Annotated in this window: 11 protein-coding genes; 8 read left to right on the top strand and 3 right to left on the bottom strand. The window is 35.2% G+C overall.

Translation table 11 applies throughout. The features are described 5' to 3' along the window. Positions 1 to 85: 85 nt before the first annotated feature. The 3 genes from BMW63_RS00370 to BMW63_RS00380 form a co-directional block, all read right to left on the bottom strand. Positions 86 to 496 (bottom strand): hypothetical protein, encoded by a 411-nt coding sequence (locus BMW63_RS00370; RefSeq protein ID WP_074720113.1) that lies wholly within the window; start codon positions 494 to 496, stop codon positions 86 to 88. 40 nt (positions 497 to 536) lie between these two features. Next, complete coding sequence (locus tag BMW63_RS00375) at positions 537 to 1,190, bottom strand: metal-dependent transcriptional regulator (protein ID WP_074720115.1); 654 nt, start codon at positions 1,188 to 1,190, stop codon at positions 537 to 539. A gap of 103 nt (positions 1,191 to 1,293) precedes the next feature. Beyond that, positions 1,294 to 3,165, bottom strand: coding sequence for an Nramp family divalent metal transporter (locus BMW63_RS00380; protein WP_074720117.1), 1,872 nt, complete (start codon positions 3,163 to 3,165; stop codon positions 1,294 to 1,296). Positions 3,166 to 3,268: 103 nt separating this feature from the next. Between BMW63_RS00380 and BMW63_RS00385 the strand changes: the two genes are divergently transcribed. The 8 genes from BMW63_RS00385 (at position 3,269) to BMW63_RS00420 (ending at position 12,391) form a co-directional block, all read left to right on the top strand. After that, entirely contained in the window at positions 3,269 to 5,521 is a 2,253-nt protein-coding gene (locus BMW63_RS00385; RefSeq protein ID WP_074720119.1) for a TonB-dependent receptor, read from the top strand. Between the two features lie 207 nt (positions 5,522 to 5,728). Further along, positions 5,729 to 6,226 carry a thioredoxin family protein gene (locus BMW63_RS00390; protein ID WP_074720121.1) on the top strand — a complete coding sequence of 166 codons (498 nt, stop codon included), beginning with the start codon at positions 5,729 to 5,731 and terminating at the stop codon, positions 6,224 to 6,226. 1 nt (position 6,227) lies between these two features. Continuing rightward, positions 6,228 to 7,391, top strand: a complete 1,164-nt coding sequence (locus tag BMW63_RS00395) for a lycopene cyclase family protein (protein WP_074720123.1) — start codon at positions 6,228 to 6,230, stop codon at positions 7,389 to 7,391. Positions 7,392 to 7,496: 105 nt separating this feature from the next. After that, entirely contained in the window at positions 7,497 to 7,907 is a 411-nt protein-coding gene (locus BMW63_RS00400; RefSeq protein WP_074720125.1) for a BrxA/BrxB family bacilliredoxin, read from the top strand. Positions 7,908 to 8,187: 280 nt separating this feature from the next. Next, complete coding sequence (locus BMW63_RS00405) at positions 8,188 to 8,748, top strand: Crp/Fnr family transcriptional regulator (RefSeq protein WP_074720127.1); 561 nt, start codon at positions 8,188 to 8,190, stop codon at positions 8,746 to 8,748. A gap of 99 nt (positions 8,749 to 8,847) precedes the next feature. Then, positions 8,848 to 10,221 carry a TolC family protein gene (locus tag BMW63_RS00410; protein WP_074720129.1) on the top strand — a complete coding sequence of 458 codons (1,374 nt, stop codon included), beginning with the start codon at positions 8,848 to 8,850 and terminating at the stop codon, positions 10,219 to 10,221. Between the two features lie 21 nt (positions 10,222 to 10,242). Next, the gene (locus BMW63_RS00415; protein WP_074720131.1) at positions 10,243 to 11,202 is read left to right on the top strand and encodes an HlyD family secretion protein; all 960 of its coding nucleotides are present in this window, start codon (positions 10,243 to 10,245) and stop codon (positions 11,200 to 11,202) included. Positions 11,203 to 11,206: 4 nt separating this feature from the next. After that, positions 11,207 to 12,391: an ABC transporter permease gene (locus BMW63_RS00420; RefSeq protein WP_074721099.1), complete on the top strand. Its 1,185-nt coding sequence runs from the start codon at positions 11,207 to 11,209 to the stop codon at positions 12,389 to 12,391. Positions 12,392 to 12,454: the final 63 nt, after the last annotated feature.

The following is a 12,454-nucleotide window of genomic DNA, read 5'->3' on the forward strand; positions in this document are numbered from 1 at the left end:
GAATTGGTTAAATGATAATTAACAATGCACTTTCACTTCAATAAGTTAGCTAAAAGTAAATAGCCGCTAAAGAGCGGCTATTTACTTATTTAATGTATCCTATTTTTATATAGTACTCTTTTGGATTAATCTTAACACCCTCTTTTGGGTAAGGGACAATATTGATGCTCTTTATATTTTTTTGACTGAAAGGCAAGTAACTCATAAACCAATCTTTATTTATTTGCTCATTTTTTCCAGAAATGACTAATTCTTCATCCTTTACGAATTTTTTCCCCTCATAAACAGATACAACAACTTTAGCTTCTCCAGCCCAAATACATTGTACACCTTCAGGACAACGGGAGTCTGAAAGTACCTCTTTTAGAATCAGTTTAGTTCCTTTGTTTTTAAGGCATTTCTTTTGAGTAATTTTTAGCGAACGGATATTTTGATCCGTCTGAGCAAATAACGAAACACTAAAAACAAGCAACATTACAATAAGGAAATTTTTCATTTGGTTTTATTTAATTAATTCAAATATAGTACCTTTTTGTTTAGGTTGTCTGTACAAAAAGATTACTGGCTATTTTATTCGAAATAGACAAACTCTTGTCATCCACTTTTATTTTTACAGATAAATCAAAACTTTCTTTACTTACCACCTCAATTTTAGAACCCAAAGCAATCCCTTGTTTGTCTAAATATTTCAAAAACTCTGATGAAGTATCTTTCACTCCCACACATATTCCCTTTTGATTTTCAGTCAGTTCCGAAAGTAATTGCTTTTCAATTTTTAAAATTTGCCCCTCGGCATTCGGAATTGGATCACCATGAGGATCTTCAGTAGGGTTTCCTAAAAAATCGTCCAGTTTATTAATCAATTTCTCTGATTTTATGTGTTCCAATTGTTCGGCGATATCATGTACCTCATCCCAAGAGAAATCTAATTTTTCTACTAAGAAAACTTCCCAAAGTCGGTGCTTTCTAACAATCATTTTGGCGGCTAACTTGCCCTGATCTGTTAGAGAAACGCCTCTGTATTTTTTATAATTTACTAAGTCTTTATCGGCTAATTTCTTGAGCATGTCCGTTACCGAAGATGCTTTGGTTTCCATCATTTCGGCAATGGCATTAGTGCTCACTTCGGAGTTAGAAACCACCGTGAGATGGAATATGGCTTTAAGATAATTTTCTTCTGAAAAGGTCATTTTTATATTTTTTTTAGCCCCGATAGCAGCGGCATCCTTTGTCTTTTTTTTCTTTAAAAAAGATAAAGATAGAGCGGAGAGCGGGATTAAGCTCCTTATTATTTTAATTTTTAACGATAAACAATGGAATCGAAATCTTGTGTCTTAATTTGTCTACGGTAGTTCCAAAAATTAGATCTTTAATTCCCGTATGACCATGAGTCCCCATGACCAAAACGTCAAAATTCCCTTTGTTCACAATTTCCGGTATCACTTTATCTGGCTTACCAAATCCGAGTTGAATCGCAACTTTAAACCCTTTTTCGGCGAGAATTTCTCTGTATTCTTCCAGTAATTTCTCATCAACTAAGGTTTCATGATCTTCAATATTTTCGCCGTAAACCAAGGCTCCAACAGTTTCTACCACGTGAATTAACGTATAATTAGCTTCTGTCCCTCCTAATTGAAAAGCGCTATTTAATGCAATTTCATCGGCAGACGAAAAATCCACAGAAACCACAATATCTTTTTTAGCATAACTTTCTAATTTAGAAAATTTCAATTTTAGATTGTGTGGCGAATGGTTTTGAATTGCGATTTTTGATTTGGTTACAAACGGTTTAAATACAATATATAGCAACAATATCAAGAAGCTAAATGCCAATGGAACAACGGTAAGCCATAAAATAATAGGGTTTTCTGAAGCTTCTAACCAGCCATTTATTTCATCCAAAACTAATTTCCCATTTAGTGCAACAATAACCGAAGCTACAATCCAAGAGGCTACTTGCGTTGTTCTACCAATATGAAACCCTCTCATTTTAGATTTATCACTTACGAAGTGAATCAATGGAATGATAGCAAAACCCAATTGCAAACTCAAAATTACCTGACTCAAAATCAATAATTTTCCAGTCACCCCTTCTCCAAAAATACTAATTACTACAACTGCTGGAATAATCGCAATCAATCGAGTGATAATTCTACGTACCCAAGGCTGGATCCTTAAATTTAGGTATCCTTCCATGATAATTTGTCCGGCTAAAGTTCCAGTTATCGTCGAACTTTGTCCTGCAGCAATCAAGGCTACCGCAAATAAAATAGGTGCCCATTTAGTTCCTAAAAGTGGTGCTAAAAACTTGTGTGCATCTTGGATTTCGGCCACGTTATACATTCCGACTTTATAGAATGTGGCTGCCGCCAAAATTAAAATAGCTGCATTTACGAAAAAAGCCAAATTCAAAGCAATCGTCGAATCGATAAAATTATATTTTAAAGCCTGCTTAATTCCGGCAGTAGTTCTGTCAAATTTTCTGGTTTGCACCAAAGAGGAATGCAGGTATAAATTGTGTGGCATAACGGTTGCACCAATGATACCAATTGCAATGTATAGTGCAGTTTCATTAGGCATCGAGGGAATTAAACCATAGATTACCTCTCCCATTTTTGGTTGTGCAAAAATCATTTCAAAAATAAAAGAAACCCCGATTACCATAACCAATGCTATGATAAAAGCTTCCATTTTTCGGATACCTTTATTGATAAGAAATAATAATAAAAACGTATCCAATACTGTAATCATCACCCCTTCAATAAGCGGAATACCAAACAATAGATTTATACCAATCGCCATTCCTAACACTTCGGCTAGATCACAGGCGGCAATGGCTATTTCGGCCAAAAAATAAAGAATATAATTAATAAATTTCGAATAAGTTTCCCGCGAAGCCTGCGCTAAATCACGCTGGGTAACAATTCCTAATCGGGCACTTAAACTTTGTAGCAACAAGGCCATGATATTACTCATCAATAAAACCCAAAGTAAGGAATACCCAAACTGGCTTCCTCCTGCAATATCAGTCGCCCAGTTTCCTGGGTCCATATAGCCTACACTAATCAAGTATGCAGGACCAAAAAAAGCTAATATTTTCCTAAAACCCGACTTCTTATTTAGGGTAGAAACCGATTCGTTTACTTCCTCTAATGACTTACCCATAACACAACTGTTTGAGACAAATGTAATTATGTTTTTTTGTTATATCAAATATAATTTTTAGATTTGTCTAAATATTTAATTAAACCACGTCTAAAATATAATTGTGAAAGATCTAATTTTATTACTTTGTGTTCTAATCAGTGCTAATTCCTTTGCTCAAACCACGATAAAAGGAACCGTAACATCTGAAGGTATGCCTTTGCAGCTGGCGAATATTGCGTTGAAAAACACTACGAATTCAACCAGCAGTAAAAATGACGGTTCGTATCAATTTAGTACTATCCCATCAGGGAACTATGAAGTCGTCGCTTCTTATACTGGTTTTAAATCCCAAAGTCAATTCATCACAATTGCAGATTCTACCGAAGTTATTTTAAATTTTAATCTAAAAGAAAACAACACACTTGACGAGGTTGTCATCACTGGAACATTAAAACCGGTCAGCCGTTTAGAAAGTCCTGTTCCCGTTGAAGTGTATAAACCCGTATTTTTTCGGAAAAACCCAACGGCAAATATCTTTGAAGCATTACAAAATGTAAATGGGGTGCGGCCGCAATTGAATTGTAATGTTTGCAACACAGGAGACATCCATATCAATGGCCTTGAAGGGCCTTATACTTTGGTTTTAATTGACGGAATGCCTATTGTTAGCGGACTTTCGACAGTTTATGGTTTGTCTGGAATCCCCAACTCTTTGTTAGAGCGTATCGAAATTGTCAAAGGCCCCGCTTCCTCTTTATACGGAAGCGAAGCTGTAGGAGGATTAATTAATATCATTACTAAAAACCCAAAAAACGCCCCTGTTTTTTCAGCAGATGCCTTTGCTACTGATTGGGGCGAAGTGAATGTAGATATCGGTTTTAAAGCGAATGTTGGTAAAGCGGCATCAGTTTTAACCGGAATTAATTATTTCAATTACAGCAACCCAATTGACAATAACAAAGACAACTTCACCGACTTAACCTTACAAGATCGGATTTCGGTTTTTCAAAAATGGAATTTCAACAGAAAAAGCAACAAATTATTTTCTCTCGCGGGACGTTATTTTTATGAAGACCGTTGGGGAGGCGAATTGCAATGGGAGAAAAAATACCGTGGCGGTAGCGAAGTATACGGAGAAAGCATTTATACCAAGCGTTGGGAATTACTCGGTGCTTACGAACTTCCTATTGCGGAAAAAATGTTGTTTTCGTTTTCTTATACGGATCACGACCAAAACTCCGTTTATGGTACTATTCCCTACCTAGCTAAACAACGCATTGGTTTTGGACAATTAACTTGGGATAAAAAATTAAGCGGTCACGATTTGCTTTTTGGAACTGCCTTACGTTACCAATACTATGATGACAACACCACTGCCACAGTCGAAGAAGACATTAATTGGATTCCAAGTCTATTTGTACAAGACGAAATCAGTTTAGCTGAAAAACACAAAGTTCTTTTAGGAGCACGTTATGATTACAACAGCAATCACGGCGCTATCTTTACTCCGAGACTAGCCTACAAATGGAAGATTAACGACAACAATGTATTGCGATTTAATACGGGAACTGGTTTTAGAATTGTGAATCTTTTTACCGAGGAACATGCAGCGCTAACGGGTTCTCGCGATGTAATTGTATTAGAAGAATTAAAACCGGAACGTTCCTACAATGCTAATTTAAACTATTTGAAGAAGATCTACACGAGTAACGGCAACTTCATCGGACTAGAAACTACGGCTTGGTACACTCATTTTACCAATTCTATTATTCCAGATTATGATAGCAATCCTAATCAAATTATATATAAAAATCTAGACGGTTATGCAGTAACAAAAGGAATCAGCACCAATGTCGATTTGGTTTTCAACAGCGGTTTAAAAATGATTCTGGGAGTTACCTATATGGATGTGACTAAAACAGAAAACAACATCAAAACAAGACAGTTGCTAACCGAAAGATTTACCGGAACTTGGGCCATATCCTACCGCTTGAATAAAATGTTTTTAGATATTGACTACACCGGAAATCTTTATGGCCCGATGCGACTACCGCTGCTTAGTGCATTGGACCCTAGAAAGGAATATTCCCCTACTTGGAGCGTTCAAAATATCCAATTCACGTTTAATAAATTCAAGAATTTAGAATTATATGCAGGAGTGAAGAATATATTAAATTGGACACCAAACAAAGGAAATCCGTTTATCATTGCGAGAGCAAATGACCCTTTTGATAAGAATGTACAATATGACAATAATGGAAATGCTCAGGTAACAGCAGACAATCCTTATGGTTTAACCTTTGATCCAGGTTATATTTATGGTCCAAATCAAGGAATCCGCAGCTTTTTTGGGGTGCGTTATACATTGAAGTAATTTTTAAACATATAAGTCATGTAAGTTTAATTGTATTGGGCTTAGTTTTTAAACACATAGAAACATAGATTCGTTTATTGTGGAGAAAGGCATTTCATTATAAATAGAAAAACATAGCTTTTATCTATATGGAAAGTAAAACTTATATTTTACTCTTTTTACAGACAACAACTTATATGACTTATATATTAAAATAAAAAACTGGTAATGAAAAAATCACTCCTAATATTCTTCTTATTTATGCTGGCGATTCCATCAGGTTTCGCCCAGTTGAAAGCGTATTCTTTTGAAGAAGCGGAGCAACTATCCCTAGAAAATCCAAAACCCATTGTTGTTTTTGTCCATACCAATTGGTGTAAATACTGCAAGATGATGGAAAACACCACTTTTAAAAATAAAGAGTTAATAAACGAGTTAAATGCGAATTTCTACTTCGTTTTATTCGATGCCGAAAGCAAAAAGGACATCAATTTTAACAAGTACACTTTCCAGTTCAAACCAACGGGGCAAAACACTGGAATCCACGAATTAGCTAGTGCTTTAGCAACAGTAGAGAATCAGGTAGTGTATCCCACGCTCACTATTCTAGATTCCACTTATTCGATTCTATTTCAGAAACAGTCCTATTTAAAACCGAAAGACCTCCTTTCTATCCTTGAGAAAATAAAAGAATTCCCTATTTTTGAGAAGAATTCTTCAAAATAGTATGAAACATTTCAATTACATCTTTACGGGCAGCGGTTTAGCCGCTTTAATGACAGTCTATAAAATGGCGCAGTCTGGAGCATTTAAGGATAAAACCATTTTGTTATTAGATGAGAACTCGAAAAAGACAAATGATCGCACCTGGTGTTTCTGGAACATCCAAAAAGGGAATTGGGAACCTGCTATTTCAAAAAAATGGGATTCGGCACTATTTGCCAATGCTGATTTTACTCGCGATTTAGATTTAGAACCTTATCAGTACAACATGGTTCAAGGACTGGATTTCTACAATCAAGTTTTTGAGTTTATTTTGAATGAAAAGAACATCAGCTATGTCAATCAAAAGGTCACTGATATAAATGAATTGGACAACCACGTTTTCGTAGCCACTGAAAAAGAAACGTATACCTGCGTTACTGTTTTCAATAGTATTTACAACAAAGCCCAAATTGAAAATCAAACCAAATATCCCGTATTACAACAGCATTTTATCGGTTGGTTTATAAAAAGTAAAGAGCCGGTATTCAATCCAGATCAAGCGACTTTCATGGATTTTTCGGTGGAGCAAAAAGGCAATACTCGCTTTATGTATGTACTTCCTACCTCAACAACCGAAGCTTTATTAGAATACACTTTGTTTTCGCACGATCTTTTGGCAAAAGAAGAATACGAACAGGAAATTGAAAAATACATTCGGAAACTCGGCATTCACAATTTCGAAATAATCGAAAAAGAACAAGGCAGTATTCCCATGACCTGTTATCCTTTTTGGAAAAAAACGACCAATCGCGTACTGAATATAGGGACTGCCGGAGGATGGACAAAAGCAAGTACGGGCTATACCTTCAAAAATTCCGACAAGAAGTCAACTCAATTGGTTGCCTTTCTTCAAGAAGGAAAGGATTTGCGACAATTTCACAAAAAGACCAAGTTTTGGTTTTACGACTTGCTGTTGTTGGATATTTTAAACCGACACAATGAACTAGGTGCAAGCATCTTTTCGGCTATGTTCAAAAAAGGAAATCCAACCTTGATTTTTAAATTCTTAGATGAAGAAACCTCTTATCTGGAAGATCTTCAAGTAATATTAAAATGTCCCAAACGACTTTTTATCAAAGCCTTAGTGAGAAGCATTCGTTATATTTATACTAGTAAAACGACCTAAAAAACGACTATCAAACAATAACAAAACTTTATAATGCAAATAATGGAGTTCTTTATAAACTTCGTAACTTTGCACATTCAAAATTAATATTTAAAATATAACGATATGTATCCACAAGAAATGGTAAACCCAATGCAAGCTGAATTGACAGCGGCAGGTTTTCAAGATTTACATAGTGCAGAAGCAGTTGAAAACGCAATGAAATTAGAAGGTACTACGCTAGTTGTAGTAAACTCTGTTTGTGGTTGTGCTGCTAGAAATGCGCGTCCGGGAGCTAAAATGAGTTTAGAAGGAGCAAAAAAACCAGATCATTTAATTACTGTTTTTGCAGGAGTTGATAAAGATGCTGTTGATGCTGCAAGACAACACATGTTCCCTTTTCCTCCATCATCGCCAGCAATGGCTTTGTTCAAAAACGGAGAATTAGTGCACATGTTAGAGCGTCACCACATTGAAGGTCGTCCAGCTGAATTGATTGCTGAGAACCTACAAGATGCTTACAACGAGTACTGTTAATCCACTCAAAAAGTTACAATTTAAAACCACGTCTCGGCGTGGTTTTTTTATTTGTAGCAATCTCCAGCTATTCGTTTCAATCTTTTTTCCCGCTAAAAAGCGGATAAAAAAGGATTTCCACTGCTATCCGGGCTAGAAACGACCTCGGTCATAACAGCTATTCTACAAAATTACTGCGATAGTTTGCTACAACTTGATTCTGCCAATAACATTTAGCACGAAAAAGATGTATATATTTGATGGCATTTACTACTTGTATTACTTTTACAAAATAACATTTATGATTACTGATGCCATATTAAAGTTCGTGCCTTTTTCTCCTGATGAACTAAATGATATACTCTCTCATTTTGAAAAAGAATACGTCCAAAAAAATCAGCTGTTACTAAAAGAAGGTCAGGTTTGCAATAAATTACATTTTGTAGAACAAGGCATTGGAAGAAGTTATTACCTTAAAAAAGAGGGGAAGGAAGTAACGCAATGGTTTTTTGGAGATGGTAATTTCATGTCTAGCGTAGATAGCTTTTTTCAAGAAAACCCTAGCTTTTACTACATGGAGATTTTAGAAGATTCCATATTGTATAGTATTACTAAAGTAAAAATGGACTTACTGTTAGCTAAATACCACAAAATGGAAAAATTCATTAGGTTGTTGTCTATAGAAATGTTTAGCAAGATCATCCATAAACTAAATGCGGTCCAATTTCAAACGGCAAAAGAGCGATATGATTATATGCTCACTGAATTTCCCGACATTTCACATCGGGTGTCCTTAGGCTATATCGCTTCTTATCTTGGGATGACACAAGAAACACTTAGTCGCACAAGAAAAAATGATTAACTTAAATAAACTTGATTTTTACTTTTTGATATAGGTCAAAAGGAAACTTTACTATTCTCTGTACATTTGTATTGTATTAATAAATCAATACCATTTACAATGCAAATAAACACATCAAGACTAAGTATTCTATTGATAGCTTTTGCATGGTTCGTTCCATCACTATCTATAGCACAGCAATTAGATCCAGTTCTTAAAAACCTTATAAACAAAGGACTCGACAAAAGTCACAGTATAAACATCAAAAATTTTGATAAAGAGCAGGCTACTATTGATCAAAAAATGGCAAAGTCAGTATTTCTTCCTAAAGTAACCTTTAACGGAAGTTACACTCGATTAGATGACGACATCACTTTTGACAATGACACCCAAAATCTTTTGTTGGCCACCCAAAAACTTCTTATTAAAGAGGCAGCAGGGATTCCTTTTAACAGCGCTTTTCCGCAAGGCATTCCGTTAAAGCCTGCTCCTAACTTGCAAAACAAGGACATCTTGAAATCGTCGATGGATGTAGACTGGATTCTATTTAGTGGATTTGAAGCAAGTAACGCACTCAAAGCAAGCAAGCACAAAGAGGCCTCTATAAATTATTTGGCTATGGCCGAAAAGGATAAAATAGCAATAAACATAATAGAAACGTATGATAAACTGGCGTTAGTTTACGCCTCTAAACGCGTCCTACAAACATCTGAAAACTACTTAAAGCAACAAGAGCACTATGTTAGAAAAGCGATAGAAAATGGTTTAGCCACACCCATTGGACGTAAAAAAATTGAACTAGCACAGCAACAATTGGCTGGGAAAATGTTAGAATACAATCAGAATAAAAAGTTATTAATAGAAGTGCTGCACCAACTGACTAATGAAAGCAAGGAGAAATTAACTTTGCTTGATCCCCAATTACAGCCTTTCACTAACGATTCCATGACAAAATCTGAAAAGAGAAACGAAATTAAAGCGCTTGAGGAAGGGGAAAAAGCTACACTTTATAAATCTAAAATGGAAAAAAGCAACTTCATACCCAAACTTGCTATTAAAGGTCATTATGAATTTTTAGAAGATGATTTATCCTTGTTAGATCCAAAATGGTATGTTGCTGCTGGAATAAAATGGAATGTATTTGATGGTAATCAATCAAAATTGAAAAGTAAAAAATCGATTATTGAAAGCCAGAAATATGGCGAGCAAATAGAAGATGCTAATGAAATGATTGCCTTAAGCGTCATCAAGGCGGAGTTGACCTATGAATCGTCATTACAAAACACGGAAATGATTCAGAAAGAAATTGAATTGGCTAATGACACGTATCAAATGATTGATAAACAATACCGAAATAATCTAACATCGATAAAAGAGGTACTAGATGCTTTAAATGATTTGGAAAAAGCAAATTTTAAATTACAAGAATCCTATTACAATCAACGAAGAGCTGTTACAAATCTTCTTTATGCTAAAGGAGCACTTAATTATTAATAACCTGATAAAAGTTTAAAAATGAAATCAACAATAAAAATAGTTAGTTTAAGCATTGTAATGACGGTTGTTAGCTCTTGCAGTAATGAAAAAATTACAGAATACAGAGGGAAAGTAAAATTTGAAACGCTATCTGTGAGTAGTAAACTCGCAGGACGCATTAGCAAAATTTATGTTGAAGAAGGCCAAACAGTCAAAAAAGGAGACACGCTGGCCTATATAGATATCCCAGAGGTAAATGCAAAAATGATGCAGGCTGAAGGTGCAATAACCTCGGCAAAAGGGCAGTTAAATATGGCCAATAAAGGAGCTACTGCAGATCAATTAAATCAAATTGACGGTCAAATTGATGCTGGAAAAGCTCAACTAAATTTTGCAAAAGAATCGTATAATAGACTCCAAGCCATGTACAAAGATTCGCTTGTCAGTTTACAGCAATTAGATGAAGTAAGAATGAAACTCGAAATGGCAAAAGCACAAGTAGCTTCATTAAATGCCAAACGAAAAGAGGTGAGCCAAAGTGCAAGAATTGAGCAAATTGATCAAGCTAAGGGACAATTAGATCGGGCTGTTGGTGCTAAAGAAGAAGTGCTTTCTGCTGAAAGTGAAAAATACTTAATAGCTCCTACAAACATGACTATTGAGACGATAAGCCTTCAAGTGGGCGAATTATTAACTCCTGGCTTTACATTGTTCAATGGATATGAAAAAAGCAGCCTGTATTTTCGATTTACTGTACCAGAATCAAAAATATATGATTTTAAAGTAGGCAAAAAGATAACACTAGTTAATCCGTATACGAAAAAAGAAACGGAAGGTGAAATTACCGCTATAAAACAACTAGCTAATTATGCCGACATTACAAGCACAGCACCATTGTATGATTTAAACGAATCTATTTATGAATTAAAGATTGTTCCTACTTCAAATCAAGCGGACCAATCCTATTTTCTAAATGCAACTATTCTCCTTAAGCAATAAAGCTATGAAAGATTTTTTTAGATTAGTTAAAGTAGAGTTTTCACGTATTTTTTCAAATAACGTCTTGCTCGCCATTTTTATTGGCGCACCTATATTCTATGGGGTTTTATTTGGCTACGTCTATCAACAAGGGAAAGTCGTAAACTTACCCATTGTGATTGTAGATCAAGACAACAGCCCTGCTTCAGATAAGATAATTGATGCTTTTTCAGATAATGAAGTCTTATTAGTAAGCGATGTGCGCTTCACTCCAGGAAATATTCTTGCAGAAATGCCAATAAAGCAATATGCAGCTGTTATTACACTTCCAACGCATTTTGAAGCCGATATTTTTCAAAAAAGACATCCCGAAATACGCGTTGATTTAAATATGGCAAACATCGTAAATGCCAATACAGCGAGTAAAGCCATTCAGTCCGTTTTAATGACGCTTAATGCCGGAATTGAAATTGAAGGGCTAAAGAAAACAGGCCTACACCCTACTCAAGCGACTGCGGCCTATGAAAGTTTCAAAATTAATTTTAACAAGCTTTACAATTCTTCAGGAAACTATGTAACCTTCATGCTGCCAGGTATCCTCGCAGCCATCATGCAGCAAATCATATTTTTAGCCATGGCCTTGGTTTTTTCAAGGGATTATGAAGATGATTATTTTGGCACTCTAATAAAAGAAAGCAAGCTTTCCTTGTATCATATTGCTTTAAAATCGACACCATTTTTTTTAATGATACCAATAATGTGGACAATTGTAAGTCTATTTATTCCTTATTTTCAAATTGAAGCCGATGTCTTTAACTTTCCCATGCTAATTTTAGTCACGCTCTTAACATTAGCGTCCATGTTTATAGGCATGTTGTTTTCAATTGCCATTCCGAGTCAATTAAAAGCTACCGAACTCTTAATGGTGATTTCTACTCCGGCTTTTATACTTAGTGGTTTTTCGTGGCCAACTTTAGCGTTTCCAAATGCTATATCTAATGTCGCTCAATTCATTCCATTAACGCAATTTTTAAGTGGATTTAGGAAAATAGCTTTTTATGGAGGAGACATTTCGGCTATTGCTCCAGAAATTAAGATCTTATTGATTATAATTTTGGTTTCCTTTATTGCAATGGTATTGTTACTGCAACTAAAAATTAATAGGTACAGCAAAAAATTACAAGAAAACCTGAATCCAGAATTGGAATAATTGAAATGCAATTGATCCTTCAAGATAAAATGGAGAAGGAGTATGCAAAAGGGCAAACAAAAA

This window comes from Flavobacterium frigoris (assembly GCF_900111075.1).
GTDB classification, from domain to species: domain Bacteria; phylum Bacteroidota; class Bacteroidia; order Flavobacteriales; family Flavobacteriaceae; genus Flavobacterium; species Flavobacterium frigoris.

Coding starts and splice junctions, on each gene's coding strand:
- BMW63_RS00410 (WP_074720129.1), top strand. CDS start 8,848: ATGCAAATAAACACATCAAGACTAAGTATTCTATTGATAGCTTTTGCA.
- BMW63_RS00395 (WP_074720123.1), top strand. CDS start 6,228: ATGAAACATTTCAATTACATCTTTACGGGCAGCGGTTTAGCCGCTTTA.
- BMW63_RS00375 (WP_074720115.1), bottom strand. CDS start 1,190: ATGACCTTTTCAGAAGAAAATTATCTTAAAGCCATATTCCATCTCACG.
- BMW63_RS00420 (WP_074721099.1), top strand. CDS start 11,207: ATGAAAGATTTTTTTAGATTAGTTAAAGTAGAGTTTTCACGTATTTTT.
- BMW63_RS00370 (WP_074720113.1), bottom strand. CDS start 496: ATGAAAAATTTCCTTATTGTAATGTTGCTTGTTTTTAGTGTTTCGTTA.
- BMW63_RS00405 (WP_074720127.1), top strand. CDS start 8,188: ATGATTACTGATGCCATATTAAAGTTCGTGCCTTTTTCTCCTGATGAA.
- BMW63_RS00390 (WP_074720121.1), top strand. CDS start 5,729: ATGAAAAAATCACTCCTAATATTCTTCTTATTTATGCTGGCGATTCCA.
- BMW63_RS00380 (WP_074720117.1), bottom strand. CDS start 3,165: ATGGGTAAGTCATTAGAGGAAGTAAACGAATCGGTTTCTACCCTAAAT.
- BMW63_RS00415 (WP_074720131.1), top strand. CDS start 10,243: ATGAAATCAACAATAAAAATAGTTAGTTTAAGCATTGTAATGACGGTT.
- BMW63_RS00400 (WP_074720125.1), top strand. CDS start 7,497: ATGTATCCACAAGAAATGGTAAACCCAATGCAAGCTGAATTGACAGCG.